Origin of the sequence: Cellvibrio sp. PSBB023 (genome assembly GCF_002007605.1) — a bacterium.
In the GTDB taxonomy this organism is placed as follows: domain Bacteria; phylum Pseudomonadota; class Gammaproteobacteria; order Pseudomonadales; family Cellvibrionaceae; genus Cellvibrio.
In genome coordinates this window covers 2,633,627-2,655,510 of sequence record NZ_CP019799.1, presented here as the reverse complement: position 1 = coordinate 2,655,510, position 21,884 = coordinate 2,633,627, and the positions used below count along the sequence as shown (strand labels likewise).

At 51.7% G+C, this 21,884-nt stretch carries 23 protein-coding genes; 6 read left to right on the top strand and 17 right to left on the bottom strand.

What is annotated here, in order from left to right; genetic code table 11:
- The first annotated feature begins 83 nt into the window (after positions 1-83).
- Entirely contained in the window at positions 84-848 is a 765-nt protein-coding gene (locus tag B0D95_RS11565) for a TerC family protein (protein WP_078044029.1), read from the top strand.
- Positions 849-946: 98 nt separating this feature from the next.
- Here the strand turns inward: B0D95_RS11565 and B0D95_RS11560 are convergent, their stop codons facing one another.
- From B0D95_RS11560 to gnd, 14 genes are all read right to left on the bottom strand, one after another.
- Positions 947-1,810: a sugar phosphate isomerase/epimerase gene (locus tag B0D95_RS11560; RefSeq protein ID WP_078044028.1), complete on the bottom strand. Its 864-nt coding sequence runs from the start codon at positions 1,808-1,810 to the stop codon at positions 947-949.
- Positions 1,811-1,831: 21 nt separating this feature from the next.
- A complete protein-coding gene (locus B0D95_RS11555) occupies positions 1,832-3,565 on the bottom strand; it encodes a GMC oxidoreductase (protein WP_078044027.1) in 1,734 nt (577 codons plus the stop codon).
- A 79-nt stretch (positions 3,566-3,644) separates the two neighbouring features.
- Entirely contained in the window at positions 3,645-4,253 is a 609-nt protein-coding gene (locus B0D95_RS11550) for a gluconate 2-dehydrogenase subunit 3 family protein (protein ID WP_078044026.1), read from the bottom strand.
- 349 nt (positions 4,254-4,602) lie between these two features.
- Positions 4,603-4,989, bottom strand: coding sequence for a YciI family protein (locus B0D95_RS11545; RefSeq protein ID WP_078044025.1), 387 nt, complete (start codon positions 4,987-4,989; stop codon positions 4,603-4,605).
- 32 nt (positions 4,990-5,021) lie between these two features.
- Positions 5,022-5,426, bottom strand: a complete 405-nt coding sequence (locus B0D95_RS11540; RefSeq protein WP_078044024.1) for a VOC family protein — start codon at positions 5,424-5,426, stop codon at positions 5,022-5,024.
- A 41-nt stretch (positions 5,427-5,467) separates the two neighbouring features.
- Complete coding sequence (locus B0D95_RS11535; RefSeq protein ID WP_078044023.1) at positions 5,468-5,830, bottom strand: DUF1428 domain-containing protein; 363 nt, start codon at positions 5,828-5,830, stop codon at positions 5,468-5,470.
- A 93-nt stretch (positions 5,831-5,923) separates the two neighbouring features.
- Entirely contained in the window at positions 5,924-7,162 is a 1,239-nt protein-coding gene (locus B0D95_RS11530; RefSeq protein ID WP_078044022.1) for an RNA polymerase sigma factor, read from the bottom strand.
- 9 nt (positions 7,163-7,171) lie between these two features.
- Positions 7,172-9,004 carry a diguanylate cyclase gene (locus tag B0D95_RS11525; RefSeq protein ID WP_078044021.1) on the bottom strand — a complete coding sequence of 611 codons (1,833 nt, stop codon included), beginning with the start codon at positions 9,002-9,004 and terminating at the stop codon, positions 7,172-7,174.
- 170 nt (positions 9,005-9,174) lie between these two features.
- Complete coding sequence (locus tag B0D95_RS11520) at positions 9,175-9,774, bottom strand: GNAT family N-acetyltransferase (RefSeq protein ID WP_078044020.1); 600 nt, start codon at positions 9,772-9,774, stop codon at positions 9,175-9,177.
- A gap of 67 nt (positions 9,775-9,841) precedes the next feature.
- On the bottom strand, positions 9,842-9,991 hold the full coding sequence (locus tag B0D95_RS20575; protein WP_168172442.1) for a hypothetical protein: 150 nt from the start codon (positions 9,989-9,991) through the stop codon (positions 9,842-9,844).
- Between the two features lie 57 nt (positions 9,992-10,048).
- The gene (locus tag B0D95_RS11510) at positions 10,049-10,546 is read right to left on the bottom strand and encodes a hypothetical protein (protein ID WP_078044019.1); all 498 of its coding nucleotides are present in this window, start codon (positions 10,544-10,546) and stop codon (positions 10,049-10,051) included.
- Between the two features lie 12 nt (positions 10,547-10,558).
- Positions 10,559-11,266, bottom strand: a complete 708-nt coding sequence (locus B0D95_RS11505; protein ID WP_078044018.1) for an AHH domain-containing protein — start codon at positions 11,264-11,266, stop codon at positions 10,559-10,561.
- A gap of 248 nt (positions 11,267-11,514) precedes the next feature.
- Entirely contained in the window at positions 11,515-12,087 is a 573-nt protein-coding gene (locus tag B0D95_RS11500) for an HNH endonuclease (protein ID WP_210403617.1), read from the bottom strand.
- Between the two features lie 88 nt (positions 12,088-12,175).
- A complete protein-coding gene (gene gnd / locus B0D95_RS11495; protein ID WP_078044017.1) occupies positions 12,176-13,630 on the bottom strand; it encodes a decarboxylating NADP(+)-dependent phosphogluconate dehydrogenase in 1,455 nt (484 codons plus the stop codon).
- Positions 13,631-14,072: 442 nt separating this feature from the next.
- On the opposite strand from gnd, the gene B0D95_RS11490 reads away from it, so the two are divergent.
- Positions 14,073-14,318 (top strand): hypothetical protein, encoded by a 246-nt coding sequence (locus B0D95_RS11490; protein ID WP_078044016.1) that lies wholly within the window; start codon positions 14,073-14,075, stop codon positions 14,316-14,318.
- A gap of 15 nt (positions 14,319-14,333) precedes the next feature.
- Here the strand turns inward: B0D95_RS11490 and queG are convergent, their stop codons facing one another.
- Complete coding sequence (gene queG / locus B0D95_RS11485; protein WP_078044015.1) at positions 14,334-15,443, bottom strand: tRNA epoxyqueuosine(34) reductase QueG; 1,110 nt, start codon at positions 15,441-15,443, stop codon at positions 14,334-14,336.
- Positions 15,444-15,593: 150 nt separating this feature from the next.
- On the opposite strand from queG, the gene B0D95_RS11480 reads away from it, so the two are divergent.
- Together B0D95_RS11480 and B0D95_RS11475 are read left to right on the top strand one after the other, a co-directional pair.
- Positions 15,594-16,343 (top strand): SIMPL domain-containing protein, encoded by a 750-nt coding sequence (locus B0D95_RS11480; RefSeq protein WP_078044014.1) that lies wholly within the window; start codon positions 15,594-15,596, stop codon positions 16,341-16,343.
- A 204-nt stretch (positions 16,344-16,547) separates the two neighbouring features.
- The gene (locus tag B0D95_RS11475) at positions 16,548-17,456 is read left to right on the top strand and encodes an ABC transporter substrate-binding protein (RefSeq protein ID WP_078044013.1); all 909 of its coding nucleotides are present in this window, start codon (positions 16,548-16,550) and stop codon (positions 17,454-17,456) included.
- 23 nt (positions 17,457-17,479) lie between these two features.
- Here B0D95_RS11475 and B0D95_RS11470 read toward each other — a convergent pair whose 3' ends face one another.
- Positions 17,480-17,863 carry a PilZ domain-containing protein gene (locus B0D95_RS11470; protein WP_078044012.1) on the bottom strand — a complete coding sequence of 128 codons (384 nt, stop codon included), beginning with the start codon at positions 17,861-17,863 and terminating at the stop codon, positions 17,480-17,482.
- A gap of 28 nt (positions 17,864-17,891) precedes the next feature.
- Positions 17,892-19,703 (bottom strand): DUF1631 family protein, encoded by a 1,812-nt coding sequence (locus B0D95_RS11465; protein WP_078044011.1) that lies wholly within the window; start codon positions 19,701-19,703, stop codon positions 17,892-17,894.
- A gap of 136 nt (positions 19,704-19,839) precedes the next feature.
- Here B0D95_RS11465 and B0D95_RS11460 point away from each other — a divergent pair, with 136 nt between their 5' ends.
- Positions 19,840-21,333, top strand: a complete 1,494-nt coding sequence (locus B0D95_RS11460; RefSeq protein ID WP_078044010.1) for an NAD(P)H-hydrate dehydratase — start codon at positions 19,840-19,842, stop codon at positions 21,331-21,333.
- An 11-nt stretch (positions 21,334-21,344) separates the two neighbouring features.
- On the top strand, positions 21,345-21,809 hold the full coding sequence (tsaE, locus tag B0D95_RS11455; RefSeq protein WP_078044009.1) for a tRNA (adenosine(37)-N6)-threonylcarbamoyltransferase complex ATPase subunit type 1 TsaE: 465 nt from the start codon (positions 21,345-21,347) through the stop codon (positions 21,807-21,809).
- The last annotated feature ends 75 nt before the right edge of the window (positions 21,810-21,884 follow it).

The following is a 21,884-nucleotide window of genomic DNA, read 5'->3' as shown; positions in this document are numbered from 1 at the left end:
TTGTAAGTAGGTAGAATGGCGCCCCCACAGCGCGTGGGTAATGACCGGTGACTAACCCGGGTTGAATAACAGAGAGTGGAATCATGTTTGAATGGTTGGCAAGTCCGGAGGCCTGGGTTGCATTGGCAACATTAACGGCATTGGAAATTGTACTGGGGATCGACAATATTATTTTCATCTCCATTCTGGTGGGGCGCTTACCGGAGCATCAGCGCAAGTTTGCACGCACGGTCGGCCTGGGCCTGGCGATGATTACGCGCTTGGGGCTGCTATTTTCCCTGGCCTGGGTGATGGGGCTGGTTGATCCGCTGTTCAGCGTGCTGGGCGAGGAAATTTCCGGACGCGATATTATTTTGATCGGCGGTGGTTTATTCCTTATCGCCAAAGCGACCCACGAAATTCACAGCAGCCTGGAAGGTGCGGTGGAAGAGGCGCGCAATGTAGCCGCCCACGGCTTGCTCATAGTGCTGGTGCAGATTGCGATCCTCGATATCGTTTTCTCGCTCGACTCGGTGATCACAGCGGTCGGTTTGGTCAGTCAGGTGCCGATTATGGCAACGGCGATCATTATTGCCGTGGGTGTGATGTTGTTTGCTGCCAAGTCCATTGGTGACTTTGTGGATGCTCACCCCACCATCAAAATCCTCGCCCTGTCATTTTTGGTGATCGTCGGCTTTACCCTGTTGGTGGAAGGTTTTGATGTGCATGTACCTAAAGGCTATATCTACTTCGCCATGGCTTTCTCGCTGGGCGTGGAGATGATCAATATCAAAATGCGCAAAACGACGGACAAACCGGTGGAGCTGCGTAAGGATTATCCGGGCGATCAAACCGATTCGCGCGAGTAATACCACTGCCCCATCCTAAAATAAGTTGAACAACGAAAAAGGCCGATCAGATGATCGGCCTTTTTCGTTTTAAACCACTTAAACCACAGCGAAATCGCTTATTTCATATCGCTGATGACTTTTTGCAAACCTTTGAGTGAGGCCTCAACACTTTGCATCGGGGTCATACCTTCGGGGTAAGACTCCTGCTCAACCACCAGCCACAGGGTGCCACCGTAGGTTTTGTTGGCATTGATCAGTGCTTTCCAGTCAGTGGTGTCCTGACCGATGATCGGGTGCTCGGTATTGCCGGGCTTGGGTGCTGATGCCTTGTAGTGAGTGGTAATGGTACGGCCCGGGTAGGCTTTGATGAAGGCAATAGGGTCTTTACCTGCGACTTCTGTCCAGCCCACATCTTGCTGCAATACCACTTCTTGCGAGGTGTTGGTGCCAATCACATCCCAGGGGGTTTTGCCCATTTCGCCAAGCATTTCACCTTCGTGGTTGTGATAGCCGGTGTGCATGCCGTGTGGGGTGAGTTTGGTTTGAATCGCCGCGAGTTCCGCTGCTACTTCTTTGGCGCCATCGGTGGTGAAGGCGCGCATATCCATAGGGATAATCAGGTATTTACAGTCGATGGCTTTATAAAACGCGACGGTTTTATCAAAGTTTTCTGCATTCAATTTCTCAAAGGGTACGTGCGCCGCAGAGGCCTTCAGGCCGGTTTTATCCAAAAAGGCTTTCAGGCCTTTGGGATCATTGGCATAAGCGCCAAAATTGCCCGCAAACTCCACACCGTCAAATCCCATGGCTTTCAGTTTTTTCAGGGTGCCTTCAAAGTCTTTCGCCACATCGTCTTTTACTGACCAGAGCTGCACGCTCAATTGCGGTTCGGTTGGCGCCACATTAGCGGCCATGGCAGAAAGGCTAACGCTGGTGATGGCGGCCATAGTGAGTGCTTTTATTGTTTTGGATAAAGTCATAGTAGTTACCTTTTGTTGAGTTTAAATCTTGCCGAGTTTGAGTTGTTGTACCGCGTAATCTGCTGCGCGCGCCGTGAGTGCCATATAGGTCAGCGACGGGTTTTGCGACGCGGATGACGTCATACAGGCGCCATCGGTGACAAACAGGTTGGGCACATCGTGCGCCTGATTCCAGCCATTAAGCACTGATGTTTTCGGATCTTTACCCATGCGTGCGGTGCCCATCTCGTGAATGGACAATCCGGGGTGCCAATCGCGTTTTGCGCGAATATCTTTTTTGACATCTTTCAAGCCAATGGCCTCCAGCATATTGGCGGCGGTATCGGCGATGTCTTCCATCATTTTCCAGTCGTTGTCGGAGAAGCTGCATTCAATGTGCAACTGCGGCATGCCCCATTTATCTTTCAGTGTGGGGTGCAGCGAGACCTGGTTTTCATAGCGCGGCAACATTTCGCCCGAGCCGCTCAGGTTGAAATACCAGGGGCCGGGTTGGCGAATATTGGCTTTAAACTCGGCGCCAAAACCGTCGCCTGTGCCAAGTTGTTCCCAGCTGGCGCGTTGGGCGCCGGCCATGTAAAAGTAGCCGCGTTTGAAGTTAGGGTTTTTCTCGTTGTAGTCGCGGAAGCGCGGCATGATCAATCCAATCGGGCGGCGACCGGAGTAGTAATCCTCTTCAAAACCTTCCACACGCCCCATGGCACCGGCGCCATAAAGGTGATCCATCAAGTAATGGCCAAGCGCGCCGGAGGAGTTGGCGATGCCGGTAGGGAAGCTCTCGCTGACCGAGTTGAGCATGATTTGTGTGGTGCCCAGCGTTGAGGCGCACAGGAAAATTACCTTGGCGAAATACTCGCGGGTTTCCAGCGTCTCGGCATCTATCACCCGCACACCAGTGGCGCGATTGGTTTTGGGGTCGTAAATCACGCTGTGCACGATGCTGTTGGTGGCGATGGAGAGATTATTGGTCGCCAGCGCCGAAGGCAGGGTCGAGCTTTGGGTGGAAAAGTAAGCCCCGAAGGAGCAGCCTTTCTGGCACTCATTGCGCGCCTGGCATTGCAAGCGGCCCTGTGCCAAATGGTGCGATGCCGGTACTGACAAATGCGCGGTGCGGCCAATAATTAATTTGCGCGTACTCCATTTTTTCTCGATGCGCGCTTTCATTTCTTTTTCCACCGGGTTCATTTCAAACGGCGGCAGGAATTGGCTGTCGGGTAGGATCTCCAGATTTTCTTTGGAGCCGCTAATGCCCGCGTGCAGTTCTACTTTGTCGTACCACTGCTCGATATCCTTGTAGCGAATCGGCCAATCCACACCCTCGCCATCGCGCGCGTTGGAATTAAAATCGTGATCGCTCCAGCGGTAGGACTGGCGATGCCAGAGCAGGGATTTTCCGCCTAATTGATTGCCGCGAATCCAGTCGAAGGGTTTGTCTTTGGGGGTGCTGTAGGGGAAGTCTTTATCGTTGCCAAAAAAGTGTTTGGTGGCATCGTTGAAGGCGTAGCATTTTTTCTGTACGTAATGCTGTTCATCGACCAGTGCTTTTTCGACGCTGCCGCGAAAGGGCATCTGCCAGGCTTTCAGGCCTTCGCCGATGTAATCCTTGCGGTGTTCCACCGGGCGGCCGCGTTCAACCAGCAGGGTTTTCAGGCCCTTTTCCGTCAGTTCTTTAGCGGCCCAGCCACCGGCAATACCGGAGCCAACCACAATTGCATCAAACACTTCTTGTGTTTTGATGATGTAAATATTTTTTTCCATGATGTTGTTTCACCAATTTAAAAGGCGTTATCACCAATAGCGAATGGGGAGCAAAAAGTGTGTGCCGTGAGTGGCGCGCTTAAAAATTCAGCGCCCAGGCCCGGCCTATCTCTTTGAGTTTGAAATTGCCCTTGTAGCCGCCAGGAATGGCGAGGTAGGCCAGCTCCTGGGTGGCGCCCGGTTCAGAGGTGTAATAGCCAAACACCACCAGTGCCTTGAGCTGTTTCAAACCCTTGCGATCAGCTTGGCTAAAGCCGTTTTGCGCTTGCTCCATTGCATTGAGCAACTGCAATTGCTGTGCATTGGTGAGTGCTGTAAATGCCGTTTTAAATTCGTCGTGCGCCGCGGATTCTATGCGCGCAAGCGTTGCCAGCAACTGTTGTTGCTCGGCGCTGCTGGCGCAATAGGCGGTGTAGTGATTAATAAAGTCGTGCACACCGGCGGCAACTGCACCGGGAGTATCGGTTGCGGGGATAATGATATCGCCCAGTGCACGCACCAGTTCCAATTGTTTCGCCGTGAGCAGGGTTTTCTTGCTGCGGCTGAAATCGGTGGGCGCGCTAAAACTGGCGGCCAGGGCAGACAGTGAACTGGCGGAGAGAGCCAAGCCACAGGCCAGAGCCAATTGTTTCAGTGCAGCGCGGCGCGATACGCCATCGCTGCCAGAAGGCAGAGCCGGAAGGTTCATGGAGAGCCTCATGATTATTGTGTAAAAGTTGTGAAAACGGTTAAGTAAAATTGCATTAATCACGTTTCAGATACCGCAGCGGCGTATCACTTGGTTCTATGTTGAACCTTCTCTCCAGCTCTTTTGGTGCCATGGGTGCCTGAAACCAAACCGCCCTGAAACAGGGCGGCCGACATCAGTGTAGAACCACTTGGGGTTAAGCGGGGTCAATATTTGTAAATATGTAATCGTTTACAGTCGGTAAAAACCGGCATTTTTACTACTTATAAACAATTGGGCTTATCGCCCGGCAAAGGGCGATAAAAGGGCATAATCAGGTGATATTTGTGAGGGGCGGTTACGGCGGCGATCAGGCGAACTGCTGTACAAAGCGTTCATCCTTTTCCGGGTCCAATTCCCTAATAGGGCGGATTTCAATGGTGCCCAGTCGCGCCGGGGGAATTTTGCTGGCGAGTTGGATGGCTTCATTTAAATCGCGTGCGTCCAGTAAATAAAACCCGGCCAGTTGTTCTTTGGTTTCGGCAAAGGGGCCATCGGTGATCAGTGTTTTGCCATCGCGGATGCGCAAGCTGGTCGCGGTTGTGGTGGGGTGAAGGGCGTTGCCGCCCAACATTTTCCCGCTTTCATGCAAGCCTTGGCCGCAAGCCTCGCACTCGCGGTTGAGCGCTTTCCAGTCGCTTGCGCTCATGTTGTTGATAATGTTTTCGTCGTAATACACCAGACATAAATATTTCATAGCGGGCATCGCTCCTCTAATTGGTGCTGTATTTACTCTTGTATGTGCGCTGGGTCCATATACATCACTTCCCAGTGATGGCCGTCCAAATCCTCAAAACTGTGATAGTACATAAACCCGTGATCCTGTGCGGGCATAGGCGCTGTGCCGCCTGCTTCCCAGGCTTTTTTGACCATCTCATCCACCGCCTCGCGGCTCTCGCAGGAGAGACAAATCAACACTTCTTTGCTGCTGTGACCATCGGCGATAGTTTTTTTGGTAAAGCCCTGGAAAAACGGTTCGGTTAATAACATGGCGTAAATCGTGTCGCTAATGACCATGCAGGCGGCTTGCTCATTGGTAAATTGCGGGTTGAACGAATAGCCCAAATGGGCAAAAAACGCTTTGGATTTTTCCAGGTCTTTCACGGGTAAATTGATAAATACTTGGGTTGGCATAATGCAATTCCTTGTTAAACGCTAAGCATGAAATGGTTGAGTTATTGGTATCGCACCAGCTCGGTAAAACCGCCGTAAGCCATGCGCCTGAAATCAAACAGTGAATCGTTATTGCACATATCTTTCAGGCGTGGATCTTCCATGACGGCGGCATTAATCTTGTCGCGCGCTTCGCGTGAGGGGTACACAATCCACGCAAGCACAACGGTCTCGTTGTCCTTACAGCCCGCCGATTGTTTAAAGGAAACCATATCGGTAATGTTCAGGTCATCGCCCACACATTCCCAATAGGCCAGCGCGCCGTGCTCTTTCCACACCGAACCGGCAAGGCTCGCCATTTTTTGGTATTCAGCAATTTTCTCGGGGGCAATGGGCAGTAAAAAACCATCAATATAGTGAGTCATAACCTTTCTCCTTTATGGGTGATTGGGGTTTAACTACCAGGTAGTTGATGAATAGTCGATTGGCGTGGCGGGAATTCGACAAGCGCTAAAAAATTATTTCAGCAGTGCCAGGCGACGCTGTAAAAAACGCTGCTCGGTGGCTTGTTGGGTCAGTGAAAGGGCGGTTTCAAAGGCGGTGATGGCGGCCGGCTGCTCGCCTAATTGTTGCAACAGCTCGGCGCGGGCAGCGTGGGCGAGGTGATAGTCGTTTAGTTGGCCGCGTGCCAGCAGAGCATCAATCAAGGTCAGGCCAGCGGCGGGGCCATCGCGCATGGCAATGGCTACCGCGCGGTTGAGTTCTACTATCGGGCTGGGGTTAATGCGCAGCAGTAAATCGTAAAACCCGGCGATTTCACGCCAATCAGTGTCGGCAAAGTGGGGCGCTTCGGCGTGCAGTAGGGCAATCGCCGCCTGGATGCAATAGCTATGGGCTTCGCCCGTGGGTAGGGCACGCTGGATTAAGGTCGCGCCCTCGGCAATCTGTTCGCGGTTCCATAGGGTGCGATCCTGATCCTCCAGGCGGATTAAATCGCCCTGCGCATCCAATCGTGCGTGGCGGCGTGAGTCCTGAATTAACATCAGTGCCAACAGCCCGAGTGCTTCTGCTTCTGGCAATAATTCCGCCACCAAACGCCCGAGGCGAATCGCCTCCTGCGCCAACTCCTGGCGAATTAATTCATTGCCCGAGGAGGCGGAATAACCTTCGTTAAACACCAAATAAATGACCTGTAGCACGGCATCCAATCGCGCGGGCAATTCGCTGCGGGAGGGAATTTCATAGGGGATTTTGGCATCGCGGATTTTATGTTTGGCGCGCACTATTCGCTGTGCCAGGGTGCTGGGAGTGGTGAGAAACGCGCGGGCTATAGCCTCGGTTGTCAGCCCGCACACTTCGCGCAAGGTGAGCGCCAATTGTGCTTCCGGCGCGAGGCTGGGGTGGCAGCAGGTAAATATCAGCCGCAGCTGATCGTCTTCCAGTCGATCTTCATCCCACTCTTCACTATCGCTAATCGCCGCTTCCAATGCGTCGGCTATATCCACCAGCGCGGTTTGAAATCGCGCTCGTCGTCGCACATGGTCTATCGCCTTAAAGCGCCCGGTGGATACCAGCCAGGCGCGTGGATTATTTGGTACACCATCTATCGGCCACTGCTGCAAGGCTGCTGCAAACGCGTCCTGCGTTGCCTCCTCCGCCAAATCAAAATCCTTCAACAACCGAATCAATGTCGCCCGCACCCGGCGCGACTCATTGCGATAAATAGCATTGATTTGGGCTTCGATACTGGCAGGCATAGTTTGGCGTTATTCGTGTGAATGTGCCGCTAGCATATGACTGACTACCTTATTTCTGCCAGTATTTTTGGCCTGATAGAGCGCTTCATCCGCCAGATTAATCAAACTATCCAGGTCTGACGCATGTTCAGGGAAAATAGCCGCGCCAATGGATACGGTAACGCGCAAGTGCTTGCCATCAATCAGCCATTCGCTGTGCTCAATCGCGCTACGCAATTGCTCGGCCCGTTGCAGTGCTTGTTGCTCGCTAATATTGGGGAGCAGGGCGACAAATTCTTCACCGCCAAAGCGGCACACCACATCATCACCACGGAAATGTTCCTGTAGCTCATCCGCCACATGGATCAGTATTTCATCGCCAGCTTGATGACCGTATTCATCGTTAAAGCGTTTGAAGTGATCCACATCCAGCACCAGTACCGCCAGCGGATACGCATTGCGCTCCGCGCGCTGCAACTCACGGCTGGCCGCCTCTTCCAGGTAGCGGCGATTAAACAAACCAGTGAGCGGATCGCGCAGGCTCTGCTCGCGCAAATGATTGTGCAGGGTGATGTTGGCAAGCGCCAGGGCGATGTGTTCTGCCATGGTTACGGCCAGATCCACATTTTGTTCCAGCCAGGATGTCGCTTGGTAATCAGGTAGTGTGGCCGGTGCCTGTAAATGGAAAAACCCCACCACATCGCCCTTGGCGAGCAATGGAATACACAGGGCTGCCGCGACCGGGCCGGTTAAATGTTTGCACGGCAACGCGGTGCCTTGATTGGATAGCTGGTGTAATTTCCCGCGGCGCATGGACCAGCAGTCGTCGTAGTTGCAGCTATCGGCAGATTGCACCTGATTCCAACTGGTTAGCTGCTTCATATCCTGTTGTTGCAAATAATAAAGCGCCCCCGCATCTGTTTTAAATAAATGCAATGCCGTTTGGCGCACTACCTCGGCGGCCTCGTCGAAGGTTTGGCAGGCTTGCAGCATTTCGCTGAAATGGCTGATCTGCTTGCTTTCCCGTGTGCGAGCATCAACCAGGGCTTCCACACGCTGGTTCAATACCTTGCGCTCATTGAGTTCATTGTTCACTTTTTGCTGAAGGTTTTGCGCCATCGCATTAAATGCGCGGGCCAATTGCGCTATTTCATCTTTACCTTTTATTTCCACCCGTTGCGATAAATCACCGCCTTCCACTTTGCGCGCGACAGCAATCATTTTTTGAATGGATTTGGAAAGCGAATAGGCTACGGCGGCGGACAGGATTAACCCCAACACCAGCGCAACCGTAATACCGATACTGGCGATCAGCATGGAGGTCTGGCTGATGTTGGCCTGTGCCAACTTGCCTTGATTTAATTGCTCAGTGCTCTGCTGGATAATCGTGCGCAATTGTTTGCGCATCTTATCCATTTCGGCCTTGCCTTCCGGGATCAGCGCACTCACATCCTGTTTGCTGCGGGCGAGTTGAATTTCCTGCTCGGCAAAGTCCCTGCGCCACTTGATAAAGTCCTGCTCCAGCTCTGTGAGCCGTGCCAACTGCACCGGGTCAGATTTAAACGTAATGCTCATTTCGTCTACTGTGCGTTGAAAGTTAATCTGCGCGGTGAAATAGGGCTCCAGCAATGCCTCCATGCCAGTCAAGGCAAAACCGCGCACGCCCGTCTCGGCATCGATAATGTACTGCCCCAGTTGGTTTGCGCGGGAGATGCTGCTGTAACTGGCGGCTATCTCATCAAATGCGGTGTTGTTGGTTTGTATCCGTTTGAATAAGGGATACACCGCCAATACCACAAGCAAAATAGGAAAAAAGACAGCCAGAAACACTCGCAAAAACAAGTAGGCTCTAATTAACTTCATAAGGGATCCCAGCGGCAAGGAATTGTCAGACTGACAACTGCAGCAGAGTATGGCAGTAGCTTGGTGAAATTGCCGGTGGGCGACTAATAACTTTTTTGGCGTGAAAATCTACAATCTAATACTGTTTGGTATATGAGGATTTGGCCACAAGAAGCGTATCAACGACGCGCTTAAGGGCACTGGGTCATACGATATAGAAGGCCTTTCTTAACTGCTGGCCACTCCTGATCAATAATCGAGAACACGACGGTATCGCGATAAACGCCATTCGGGCTTTTCTGGTGGTTGCGTAAAATTCCATCCTGCTTTGCGCCCAACCGTGCAATCGCCGCGCGCGATGCATGGTTATGCCAGTGGGTACGAAATTCCACGGCAATTGCGTTGAGTGTTTCAAAGGCATGAGCCAGCAATAAATATTTGCACTCAGTATTCGTGCCGGTTTTTTGAAATGACTTTGCGTACCAGGTGTAACCAATTTCAACGCGCTGATTCAGCTTGTCGGCGTTGCAGTAACGCGTGGTGCCGATGATTTTTTGGGTTGCATTATCCATCACCACAAACGGCAGCGCCCGCCCGCTATCTTGATCGTTAAATGCCTGATCAAGATAAGCATTAATGGTTGTGCTGTTTGGTACAGAGGTATACCACAGGTTCCACAACTCACCATCGCTGGCCGCCTCAACCAACGCATCCGCATGCTCGCGCTTTAACGGGGCGAGTGTAACGAGTTTGCCTTGTAAGGTGGTTTCGTAAAGCCAGTGGTTGTTCATAGTGTTCCTTTAAATTTTCGATTAATTATTTATTGCGACCGTAGGTTGGACAGCAATGCCAAACACTTCAAGGTTGAAGCCATTTTTTAAGTTTTTCTTTGGCTTGTGCATGTGTATATACCTTCCCCTCCTTGATGGCTTTTTCGCCTCTTTTAATGCCTTCCAATATTGAATCGGTTGAGGATTTTGGCGGCGCGCTACTAGTTGGCTTTTTCATGGGCATAACACTTTGGTGAGAAAGGTACTGTTGGGCATGGTTGCCCAACAATACGGACTATGGCGTTTCGAAAATAACGCCACGCAAATCAAAGGATTCTATTGCATCTTTAAGTCGATCCGTACAGTAGATATCAATGCAGTATTGCTCAGGCATTTTAAATATTAGCTTATCTTTTGTGCTTTCTGCTGAGGCGCCTCCGTCGACAACAGTTAAACAATTGAAAATGTAATATGTGTCATCTCCAATTAACACAGGTAAAAGCTCGCCAAAAGGGGTTAGGGTTTCTTTTAAAAACCTATATGCTTTTGGGGAAAGAAATAATGTTGCACCTATCCAGCTACAGATGTCTGGCATCAAGTTTTTTTCACCATCTATTTCAGAAAGTCCGGTTTTAATTGGCTTCCAGTATTTAGCTAAAGCTAAATTTTCCATACTGAAATTATGAATGGTGTTGTAATCCATATTTTCTGGGAATATTTCTAGAAAATCGTCTATCTCAAGGTCTAGCTCTTGATAGTCGTAGCCATCTCTTCGAATTGCATAAATGTCCATTATTGCCTCGGGTTATTTTTTTCTGGCTTCTGGGGGAATATTGTTTTCTTGTAATGCTTGTCCGATAAGGCGAAGTTCTTGTCTGATGAACTCTTCACTGGATTTTGTTTGTAATCGTCTGAATAGCCAACTTTCATATCCATGGGTATGGTATCGATTGTGGCCTTTGGCTTCGGGCATTGACCAGTGTGGTGTGTGCTTGGTTGCTCGAGGAAGCCAAACGCCATTGTCGGGGTCATTAATGCGAATGCCGAATCTGTGAATTCTCAGTCTTGCTCGATAAGCATCCTTGGTTTTTCCAATCCCTGGTGTTATGTGATGAGCTGAATGGTTTTTGCTAGGTTTTGGAATCGGTACTGCACGCATGTACTTTTCAAGAATTTCTGTTGGGTGGTGCGTTTCTTCTAGCAGCTGTTTTTGTTTCTTCGCAATCTCAAGATTAGTGCCTTGGGTCGCAAGTCGACCTTTTGCTCTATACATTTGTAGGTCAACTTGTACATCTACAATAACTTCGGCAAGGCGTCTTTCATGATCTAGATGCCTTTTCGCTTTTTCCAGCTCCATTTTCCTTTTTTCCCGAACATCAGGTGGTGATCGTTCTGCTATGTTCAAATCATCAAAGTATTTTTCAGCTTTCCGAGTCAACGCTTCAATGGCTCTATCTAACAGAGTCATTTCATCATAACGATATAAGGTTCGTCTGCCATTTTGATATTCCATAATGAATCTCCTTTTTGCTGGTTTAATTTGCTGCGCATATTTAAAATCAAATGCTCTCAATAATAAGAAATAAAGTATGTGAGCTATTTATTGGTTTTTCATGTTTATTTAATAATATGACCATGTTTCCATAGCCACTAACACACAAATTCGTGCGTCGTTGATTAAAGTAATGCGCAGTTTGCGATTACGAATGTTGGGGTTCGTTCCTCACCCCAACCTACGGGCTCATACTATTAACTTACGCGTTAGTCCGGCTTGAACTTCTTTGCTATAACTGCATTTATTTCCGACGCTAATACCTGAGCTGAACGCATAGTGGATTGCACTAACTCCCAGTTTTTCCAATGTTGTTGCCACATTTCTTTTCCGACTATAGATTCAAAATCCACAATGGCTGGTGCGCCCCAGCGTTCGTACAGTTTTAACTTGTTTATTCTTTCTTGCAAATCTTTTATGCCGCGCACTTTGGGTGAGAGTTTGGCGTCACTTTGAATCCAGTTTTCCCATGGTTTGTTCCCTTTGGATTGATTGCACTTGCCACAAGCGGGAACAAGGTTGTGAATTTCTGATATGTAACCCGTAGGGGTTTTATTTATTACGAGTGGCCGCAAATGATCCCACTCTGATGCAACTGCCCCGCAATAGGCGCATTCAAATTTTTCGTGGCTCATCCCGAGAATTTCAAGCGCTTCTTTTACTTGTTCATTGGTTGGTGGGATTATAGGAATTATCGAGTTAATAAATGAATTGGTAATGGTTGAAGACCTACCTGTAATTTTCATTGGGGTAGGCATTCTAAACAGCGATAAATAATTCATAAATTACCTTTTTGATTTGTGCCTGATAACAAAAAACCCGAACCATTTCTGATTCGGGTTTTTGTTTTCTCACACTGCGTTTAAAACCTTAAACGTTGTAAGTGGTCGATGCGGTGTTGCCGCCGCGGCCGGTCCAGTTGGTGTGGAAGAATTCACCGCGTGGTTTGTCGGTGCGCTCGTAGGTGTGTGCGCCGAAGTAGTCGCGCTGGGCTTGCAACAGGTTGGCTGGCAAGCGGGCAGTGCGGTAGCCGTCGAAGTAGGTCAGTGCTGAAGTGATGGTTGGAGCGGGGATGCCGTTCACAATCGCAGCAGCAGCAACACGACGCCAACCAGCTTGGGCTGCATCTACGGTTTTGGTGAAGTAGTCATCGAGCAACAGGTTTTTCAAATCAGGATTCTTGTCGAATGCTTCTTTGATGTTGCCGAGGAAGGATGAACGAATGATACAACCGCCGCGCCACATTAATGCGATGCCGCCGTAGTTCAGGTTCCAGCCGTATTCTTTGGCTGCTTCACGCATCAGCAAATAACCTTGTGCGTAAGAAATAATTTTTGAAGCAAATACCGCGTTGCGCAAATCGTTGATAAAGGCTTGTTTGTCGCCGGTGAAATTCACCGCTGGGCCTTTGATCACTTTTGCTGCTTCAACACGTTCGGCTTTTTGTGATGACAAGCAGCGCGCAAATACTGCTTCAGAAATCAGGGTAAGAGGTACACCCAAATCCAATGCGATTACGCCAGTCCACTTACCTGTGCCTTTTTGGCCAGCGGTGTCGAGGATTTTTTCAACCAGTGGTTCACCGTCTTCGTCTTTGTACGCGAGGATGTCGCGGGTAATTTCGATCAAGTAAGAATCGAGTTCGCCTTTGTTCCACTCGGCAAATACTTCGTGCATTTCGTCTGCGCTCAGGCCAACCACTTCTTTGAGCAATTGGTAGGCTTCGCAAATTAATTGCATATCGCCGTATTCGATACCGTTGTGCACCATTTTTACAAAGTGGCCAGCGCCGTTCTCACCAACCCAGTCACAACAAGGTGAACCATCATCCACTTTGGCGGAGATGCTTTGGAAAATGTCTTTGACGTAAGGCCAAGCCTCGGGTGAACCACCGGGCATAATGGATGGGCCGGTCAAGGCGCCTTCTTCACCACCGGAAACGCCGGTGCCGATAAAGCGCAAACCTTTGCTCGCCAAATAAGCGGTGCGGCGGTCGGTATCGGGGAAGTGAGTGTTACCGCCATCAATAATGATGTCGCCTGCTTCCAGGTGTGGGATCAGTTGTTCGATGAAATCGTCTACCGCTTTACCGGCTTTTACCATCAGCATAATTTTGCGTGGTTTAGCCAAAGAGGCGACCAGTTCTTCAATCGAGCGTGCGCCGCGAATAGTTTTGCCGGCAGCGCGGCCAGCGATGAAGCTGTCTACTTTTTCTACGGAGCGGTTGTAAGCGGTAACTGTATAGCCTTTGCTAGCCATGTTCAGGATGAGGTTTTCGCCCATCACGGCCAAGCCAACCAAGCCTATATCGGAAAGTGGTTTCATAGTAGTAATAGCCTATCGTTGTGGTTGATGTCCTACCCGGGAGAACATTTCAACAGGACAGTTCCGGCAGTTTAAGTCACCAGCCTGCAGTCCTGGCGTGTTCAGGGAGCAGTGATTGACCGATTGCAATCCTAATAGTGCAGTTCTTGATAACTGTGTCTGCCCAGTCTGCCGCACTTTTTTGAAGGGTGCGTATTATTCCTGTTTGTGCGCCAAAAAAATAGCCGACTGGCCAATTCTTCTGGCTATTTTGGCGATAGCGGCCATCAATTCTTCTGGGTTTATCGTTTTTTGTGTTTTATTTATCGATAATCAATAAATAAATATTGAATTCGATGGTTTTGTTGATATTCTTGCCTCATTGGCAGCTCTGGTTCGCGAAGCTGCATGCCTGTGTCGGGGTTGTTGCCGCCGCCGCTTGAAACAGATCCGGGAGGTGCACGTGAAATGGTTGATGGTTTTTTTAATTGGTTTGCTCTGTGCAATTCCACTCAGTTTGATGGCGACTTACGAGCCGGTTGCTGCTTCGCTCTCGCGCACAATCCATGACGTCCCGGCGGCGGTGGCGAGCGAAGGCAGCCGTGGAAAACTGTTATTGATAAACCTGGCGCGCACCCAATTGTTGGTGAATCTGGTGCGCACGGAGGGCGCGTGGACTGTGGTGGTTTCGCTGAGCGAGTCTCACTAATCCGTGAGAATGGCGCTAACTGCGTTTTATTTTGCGAGTGCGGCGCCGTTGAGGATTTGCCTGCTGTGCCAGCGCCCACGTGATATGTTCTTGTACCAACGCCGAGCAAGACTCTTTTTTGGCGGTTAAGGCGGCGACAATCCGCTCGTCGCTGGGTGCATTGCCGAGTCCCACGGCGATATTGCGCAACCAGCCGTCATAGCCAACGCGGCGAATGGCAGAGCCTTCGGTTCGCGCTAAAAATTCCTCTTCCGTCCAGTTAAACAGATCGACCAAGTCGCTATCGGCCAAACCGTGGCGCGGTAAAAAATCGGTCTCGTGGGTGAATTGGGCGTACTTGTTCCAGGGGCAGATGGCCTGGCAGTCGTCGCAACCGAAGATGCGGTTGCCGATGGGTTCGCGGAATTCCTCGGGAATGGCGCCTTTGTTTTCAATGGTCAAATAGGAGATGCAGCGGCGCGCATCCAGTTCGTAAGGGCGGGGGAAGGCGTCGGTGGGGCAGACTTTTAAACAGGCGGTGCATTCACCGCACTGGTTGGGTTGGGCGGGGGTATCTACCGGCAGTGGGACAAAGGTAAAAATCTCGCCCAGAAAAAACCAACTGCCGGCGCCGCTGTTAATGATCAGCGTGTGTTTGCCCGTCCAGCCCAGCCCGGCTTTTTCCGCGAGCGGGCGTTCCATGACCGGGGCACTATCGACAAAGGCGCGATTTTGTCCCTTGAATTCATAGTCTGCTGGCAATGCATCATCGATTTGCTGCGCCAGTATGCTCAGGCGTTTGCGGATGAGTTTGTGGTAATCGCGCCCGAGGGTATAGCGTGAAATATAGGCTTTGGTCGGGTCCTTGAGGATTTTGATTTGTTGGGTGTCGCCCGGCAGGTAATCCATGCGCACCGAGATCACCCGCACTGTGCCGGGCAGTAACTCGGCGGGGCGCGAGCGTTTATTGCCGTGGGCGGCGAGCCATTCCATGGAGCCGTGATACCCCTTGGCCAACCATTCCTGCAATTTCACTTCGGCCTGCTGCAGGTCGATGTCGGTAATGCCGACTTGCTGAAAACCCAGTTCGCGGCCCCAGCGCTTTACGTCATCGGCGAGTTGATTGAGATCGGGTGAACTGGGCATGGCAACTGTGAGTCAATAAGAAAGAGCGCCATTTTGCCTGAAATCCCTTGCCGTTACATTTTTAAACATCTGAGTCGGCCAGTATTCAGGCTCAGCGGCTATAGTGGGCTCAGTTTTGTTCATTTGTTTCGTCAAAAAAAGGAGTCACCTGTGAAAATACACAATCGTTTTTGGTTGTCGGCATTGTTCAGCGCAGCAGCATTGGTCGCTGTTAATACTATGGCATCGCCTTTGCCGCAACAGCCCCATGTCTATGTAGAAGGCTCTGCCGAGTTAGAAGTAGAGCCGGATATGATGGTGTTTAGCCTGAGTATCCAAACCGTGGATATGGACTTGGCCAAAGCCAAGGCGGATGTGGATGCGCGCTCGCGCCTGTTGATTGATGCCAGCAAAAAATTTGGTATCAAGGCCAATGACATCGCCACCACGGCATTAAATATCCGCCCGGAATATGAGTACAAAGACGGGCAGCGTGTATTAACCGGCAATAACGTATCGCGTCAGGTGGATATTAATCTGCGTGATTTGAAAAAATACCCGGAGATGATGAAAGCTTTAGTGGATGCCAAAATTTCTGAAACCATCAACACCACCCTGACTGTCAGCGACAAAAAGGCGATTGAGGAAAAAGTGCAAAATGCCGCGATGGACGATGCTAAGGCGCGCGCTGGCCGTTTGGCAAAATCCCAGGGGCAATCCCTGGGGGCACCTTGGTCGATTTCTGAGTTTAACAACCGTGGCAATGAGCGTTGGGAGTTGCGCCCGAATCGCGAGCTGATGGGGAACTCGGCTGTTATGAAAGCGGATGCTATGTCACTGCAGCGCGCATCGGGCGAGCCGTTTGAGCCGGGTGTGATGAAAATTACCGCGCAGGTTTATGTGGTGTATTTGCTCAAGTAACCGCACATTCTTTCATAAAAGTTATAAAAACTGGCATGCAGGCCATGCCAGTTTTTTTTGCATTCGTTTTCATTGATTTTCTGCTCGTTTTTTGGCGCTAAATTTTGCGCTGCTCTCTATACTCAAGCCGCTACAGCATCACTCTTCCGGTTATAAATCAGATAAAAACCAGAGCCGTTTTCGATTGCTTTGCTTGAGGTCAATATGCCCCTATCTTCTCTTCGTTTCCTGAAAAACCTAGCGCCCTGCTATTTATTAGCGCCCTGCTATCTATTGGTATTGCTGGTAATCGCCCCTGCTGCCATGGCGCAGCCTAAAAGTACCAAGGTGACGGTTATGCCTGCCATCACCGACATTGATCGCTATTCGGTGCGCATGTTGACACTGGCGCTGGCACACGCCAGTACCCGCTATGACATTGTTCCCGATGCTGATGGTGGGCATCGCACCCAAGGGCGCTATATTGAAGATTTGCGTACAGGGCGCATTGATGTGATGTGGGCGGCCTCTGACGCCGCGATTGAGGAGCAAGTATTGCCGGTGCGTATCCCGCTATTAAAAGGGTTATTGGGGCACCGTATTTTTTTGATCCATAAAAACAGCCAATCCAAATTTGACGCGGTAAACACGCTGGACGATTTGAAAAAATTAAAACTGGGGCAGGGCGCCACCTGGGCGGATACCAAAATTCTGGAAAGTAATGGCCTGGCAGTCGTGAAAACCCAAAAATATGACAACCTGTTTTATATGCTGGACGGCGGCCGTTTTGATGCTTTCCCGCGCGGCGTACAGGAGCCTTGGGGCGAGGTCAATAAAATCCCCGGGTTGGAGTTGGCGATAGAAAAGCGGCTGATGCTGGTGTACAAAATGCCGTTTTATTTATTTGTCTCCCCAGATAATCCTGCCTTGGCGCGAGATATAGAAAAAGGCCTCAACGCAATGATTGCTGACGGCACGTTTGATCACGAATTTTTAAATGATCCCTCTATTAAAAAAGTTATCGAATTGGCGGATTTAAAGAATCGTAAAGTATTTTATCTGGACAACCCTGCGCTACCTAAAGGCACGCCCGTCGATCGCGCGGAGCTGTGGTTGGATATTAATAGCCTGTAACTCATCGCTGTGTGCAGCAGTGGTTATTCACCTTGCTGCGCACAGGCTTGCGCAATAAATTCCTTCCATTCCACTATGTCGGTTCCCTCGGAATCAAACAGGCTCAGGCCAATTAAATAATCGCCGCCGGTATTGTAGGGGCGGCACCATTTCACTTCAGTCACCACTAAAAATTGTCGATCGGATTCGGCATCGCGAATGCAGCAGCGCAAAATGTTATCGGTGGGAACGGCGTGCGGCGCGATGACGCGTATACCGTTCGCAGAGATATCCAGGCTGTTGCTGATCACCAGCGTGGGTTCGCAATCCGCTTCACTGTCGAGTTCAATAATCACCGTGAGTTGATTGTTGAGCCGGAATTCCTGGCGTTGCTCGTGGTGCTGTTCTGCTTGTTCGTTATTATTCATCGTGATCTTCCCGTTCACATCACAAGTATTAATTCACATCGCGGCGCAAACCGCGAATGACTTTTGCGAGCTGTTCTTCAAAATTGTCGCCATTGCGCAACAGGGTTAACTCGCCATTGATCAGCCCCTGTATCAGTTGTTCGCGTGTGTACTCTGCTACTTTACGGCCGACCTGATCCGCAAAAATATATTTGCCAGTGGCGCCGATAATAACGGAAAGTTTGGCGCGGATAACGGAAAGTGCAGTCGGCGAGCTTTCGGTTGGCAATGTGCTGTTAATCTCCAGCCAGGCGCCAACCTGAAGCGCATTGGCGGTGGCTGCCGCTGTCTGTGCGCGCTTTTGGGCTTCTGCTGCCTGCGCGGCTTGTTGTTCGCGAGCCAGACGCGCCTGTTCGGCAGCCTGTTCCGCGGCGCGGCGACGTTGTTCGTCGGCAAGCTGGCGCGCTTCTGCCATGGCTTTGTGGGCGGCTGCCTGACGCGCATCCAGTTCCGCCTGCACACGCGCTTGCTGCGCGAGTCGCGCACGTTCGGCGGCTTCGGTTTGGGCTTGTTGTTCGGCGAGAAAGGCGCGCACCAAGGCTTCGGCTTTTTGTTTCTGTGCGAGTAATTGCTGTTGTTGGCAGCGATTGGCGCGCTCAATAAAGGCGCTTAACTGTTGTGTGATCACTTCGTTTAGCGACAACAAGTGCAGCGGTTGGGCAATGCCAGTGGACAAGCAGAGCGCAACATCCTTGGTGGTTTTGCTCATTACTTTGCGCCCGGTGTGATCGACGAACAACAGTTGGTCGAGTGCCGGATCTTTCAGTACCAGCTTGCAGCGAATGGCGTCCTGATTGTCGCCGCGCATAAGTATCCAGTCGCCCACCTGCAAGTGTTCGGTCGCCTGCAACAGCGCCAAGGGCACTTTGGTATTGGCATTGAGCTGGCCATCGGGCAGCGGCAGGGCGGGAAAGAGGGCGACCTCCTGCGGTTGTTTTTGCACGGCAGCCATCAGGCTGTGGCTGAGTTGATCCACCAATTGTTGATAGCTGTGGGGGTTACTGGTGGTGTGGGCGAGGCTGCGCTCCAACTCGATCAGCAGTGCAGGAATTTGGCTGTAAAGCTGCTGATCTTCAACCTGGATATCACCGTGTGAAAACAATTGCCCCAGCGGCGGCAGGATGCGTTGCCAGTGCGCCCAGAGTGGCAGTGCGGCCAGCTCAGCCTCGGTAGAGTTAAAGACCCAATACTGCAATTCGCTTTTAAGGCCGAGGGCAATGCTCGTATGCAGCTCAAGCGGCAGCGGGCGCTGTGCCAGGTGATTATTGATCAGCCTGGCGACACGCATTTGCGCCGCAATCAGTTTTTGGTTGCCGCGCTCGGTGTCGCACAGGCGGCTTTCCAGCAGGGCGGCGCGTTTGTCTTCGCTGGCAAGCCACTGGCTGAAATCGCCCAGCGCTTCGTCGGGGCTGGAATTGGTTTGCCAGTGAGTGACCAGGGGTTGCAGCAGGGCGTCGAGTTTGGCGTAAAACTGCTGGCTGGGTTTGGCGTCGCGCGCAAACCAGTGACTGGCAGCGGGTATCAGGGTTTCCAGCGTGCGGCGCAAGGGGTGATTGGCATCGCTATAAAAATCATCGTTTTGGGCTATTTGAGTAATGAGTGGTGCCTCAAGGGCGGTAAACAGTGGCAGCAACTCGTTATCCAACTGCGGGCTGCCAGTCAGTTGACGATAGATTCGGGTCGCCAGTTGTTGGCGCAAGGTATCGATGGTAGTGGTTTCAACGGCGGCAGTGGTGGCCAGGGCCTCGCTGAGCGGGTGGGCATCGCCACGCAAAATGGCCTGCAGATCAAAATGGGGCATGGGGTTCTCTTGGTATTTGTGCGGACTTCAATATAGCGAATTCACTCGCGCTCTGCCTTAACCCTTGCGGAACAAGTTGCGTATAATCGCGCCTCATTCAATATGCCCCATTTTTGCTGCCCAGGCTGATCCTTTCATGAAAATTACTGCCAGTTCGCCCTTGCTTTACACCGCTGCGGAAACCTATGCACTGGATGCCGCCGCTATTGCCAGCGGTATTCCCTCTATTCAGCTGATGAAGCGCGCCGGGCGTGCCGCCTACGATCTGTTGTTAGCGCGCTTTCCCGTCCCGACACGGGTGACGGTTTACTGCGGTGCCGGTAAAAATGGTGGCGATGGCTATATTCTGGCGGCGCTGGCGGCCCAGCGGTTAGTGCCGGTGCAGGTTATCCAACTGACGCCCGCTGACAAATTGACTGGCGAGACGCGTCAGGCCTATGAATTTGCATTACAGGAAGGCGTACCCATGCAGGACTTCGCCAGCGCTAGCCAGCCCGATGATGGGGTGATTGTAGATGCATTACTGGGCATTGGCCTGCGCGATGCGCCACGGGCAGAATTTGCCGCCGCTATTGAGCAGATCAATACCTCTGGCTTGCCTGTTCTGGCGCTGGATATTCCCTCCGGCCTGAATGCCGATACCGGTGCAGTTGCCGGTGCCGTGGTCAACGCCACACTGACCATCAGTTTTATTGCCACCAAGCGCGGTCTGCTCACCGGACGCGGCCCGGCGGTATGTGGTGAGCTATTGCTTGCTAACCTGGATGTGCCCGAAACAACTTACACTGCTGCCTCGCCCAATGCAGTGCGGGTTCAGTTGGGCGAATTGCAATGCCTGCTGGCACCCCGCGCGGCCGATGCCCACAAAGGCGATTTTGGCCATGTGATGGTGATTGGTGGCGATACCGGATACGGCGGTGCGGCGTTGATGGCAGCAGAAGCAGCTGCCCGTGCCGGTGCGGGTTTGGTCAGCATCGCCACGCGCCCTGAACACATTGCGGCCATACTCGCCCGTCGCCCGGAAATCATGGCCTGTGGCGTGGTCTCCGGTCAGGAACTTGAGCCTTTACTGGCGCGCCCCACGCTGTTGGTGGTTGGTCCTGGCCTTGGTCGCTCGCCCTGGTCTGAACAAATGCTGCAACAGGCAGTGAAAAGCGGCCTGCCATTGGTATTGGATGCCGATGCCCTGAATATTCTGGCTGAAGGTCGCGTAGTGCCAGCGAGCGTCAAGCGCGACAACTGGCTATTCACCCCGCACCCGGCAGAGGCTGCGCGTTTGCTGGGGATTACCACCGCAGAAGTACAAGCCGATCGCTTTGCGGCGGTGCAGGCAATTCAAACCCGCTATAACGCTACCGTCATCCTCAAGGGCGCAGGTAGTCTGGTGGCCGCCAAGGGGGACAATATCGCTGTGGTCACCGATGGCAACCCGGGTATGGCCACTGGCGGTATGGGCGATGTGCTTTCCGGTATCCTCGGCGCACTGATTGCCCAAGGCCTAACCCAGCCTGACTCCGCGCGCCTGGGGGCGGTATTGCACGCTTGCGCGGCAGACTTGGCGGCAGAGGATGTCGGCCAACGCAGCCTGCTGGCAACGGATCTGATTCCTTATCTGGGCGAATTGCTCTAGGAGTCGTGGCGATGGAAACAATCAACCGTGTTATCGACAGCGACAGCGAGATGGTGGCGTTTGGGGAGCGGCTTGGTCGTATCTTCGCCCACCACACTGGCTCGCTCTCGGTGCATTTAATTGGCAATCTCGGTGCCGGCAAAACCACCCTGACGCGCGGCATACTGCGCGCCTTTGGCCATGAGGGCGCGGTGAAAAGCCCTACCTATACCTTGGTGGAAACCTACGAGTTTCCCTCGCGCAGGGTTTATCACTTTGACTTGTATCGTCTGGGCGATCCTGAAGAGTTGGAATACATGGGTATTCGCGACTACTTTGTCGAGCACAACCTCTGTTTACTGGAATGGCCGGAGCGCGGTGAAGGTGTGTTGCCCGCGCCGGATGTGATAGTGAATATCGCCGTGCAAGGCGCGGGGCGTCGTGTGGCGTTGCAGGCGTCTGATGCGGCATTACAGGCGCAGTTCGCCCATTGCTAACCATTTTTGCTAGAGGCAAAACCCCCTTTTGCGGTAGAGTGCGAGCCACATGCCATGGCGTTAATCGCTATTTGG

Excerpts from the sequence above, each read along its gene's own strand:
- B0D95_RS11565 (WP_078044029.1), top strand. The coding sequence starts at position 84 with ATGTTTGAATGGTTGGCAAGTCCGGAGGCCTGGGTTGCATTGGCAACA.
- B0D95_RS11560 (WP_078044028.1), bottom strand. The coding sequence starts at position 1,810 with ATGACTTTATCCAAAACAATAAAAGCACTCACTATGGCCGCCATCACC.
- B0D95_RS11555 (WP_078044027.1), bottom strand. The coding sequence starts at position 3,565 with ATGGAAAAAAATATTTACATCATCAAAACACAAGAAGTGTTTGATGCA.
- B0D95_RS11550 (WP_078044026.1), bottom strand. The coding sequence starts at position 4,253 with ATGAACCTTCCGGCTCTGCCTTCTGGCAGCGATGGCGTATCGCGCCGC.
- B0D95_RS11545 (WP_078044025.1), bottom strand. The coding sequence starts at position 4,989 with ATGAAATATTTATGTCTGGTGTATTACGACGAAAACATTATCAACAAC.
- B0D95_RS11540 (WP_078044024.1), bottom strand. The coding sequence starts at position 5,426 with ATGCCAACCCAAGTATTTATCAATTTACCCGTGAAAGACCTGGAAAAA.
- B0D95_RS11535 (WP_078044023.1), bottom strand. The coding sequence starts at position 5,830 with ATGACTCACTATATTGATGGTTTTTTACTGCCCATTGCCCCCGAGAAA.
- B0D95_RS11530 (WP_078044022.1), bottom strand. The coding sequence starts at position 7,162 with ATGCCTGCCAGTATCGAAGCCCAAATCAATGCTATTTATCGCAATGAG.
- B0D95_RS11525 (WP_078044021.1), bottom strand. The coding sequence starts at position 9,004 with ATGAAGTTAATTAGAGCCTACTTGTTTTTGCGAGTGTTTCTGGCTGTC.
- B0D95_RS11520 (WP_078044020.1), bottom strand. The coding sequence starts at position 9,774 with ATGAACAACCACTGGCTTTACGAAACCACCTTACAAGGCAAACTCGTT.
- B0D95_RS20575 (WP_168172442.1), bottom strand. The coding sequence starts at position 9,991 with ATGAAAAAGCCAACTAGTAGCGCGCCGCCAAAATCCTCAACCGATTCA.
- B0D95_RS11510 (WP_078044019.1), bottom strand. The coding sequence starts at position 10,546 with ATGGACATTTATGCAATTCGAAGAGATGGCTACGACTATCAAGAGCTA.
- B0D95_RS11505 (WP_078044018.1), bottom strand. The coding sequence starts at position 11,266 with ATGGAATATCAAAATGGCAGACGAACCTTATATCGTTATGATGAAATG.
- B0D95_RS11500 (WP_210403617.1), bottom strand. The coding sequence starts at position 12,087 with ATGAATTATTTATCGCTGTTTAGAATGCCTACCCCAATGAAAATTACA.
- gnd (WP_078044017.1), bottom strand. The coding sequence starts at position 13,630 with ATGAAACCACTTTCCGATATAGGCTTGGTTGGCTTGGCCGTGATGGGC.
- queG (WP_078044015.1), bottom strand. The coding sequence starts at position 15,443 with ATGCCCAGTTCACCCGATCTCAATCAACTCGCCGATGACGTAAAGCGC.
- B0D95_RS11475 (WP_078044013.1), top strand. The coding sequence starts at position 16,548 with ATGCCCCTATCTTCTCTTCGTTTCCTGAAAAACCTAGCGCCCTGCTAT.
- B0D95_RS11470 (WP_078044012.1), bottom strand. The coding sequence starts at position 17,863 with ATGAATAATAACGAACAAGCAGAACAGCACCACGAGCAACGCCAGGAA.
- B0D95_RS11465 (WP_078044011.1), bottom strand. The coding sequence starts at position 19,703 with ATGCCCCATTTTGATCTGCAGGCCATTTTGCGTGGCGATGCCCACCCG.
- B0D95_RS11460 (WP_078044010.1), top strand. The coding sequence starts at position 19,840 with ATGAAAATTACTGCCAGTTCGCCCTTGCTTTACACCGCTGCGGAAACC.
- tsaE (WP_078044009.1), top strand. The coding sequence starts at position 21,345 with ATGGAAACAATCAACCGTGTTATCGACAGCGACAGCGAGATGGTGGCG.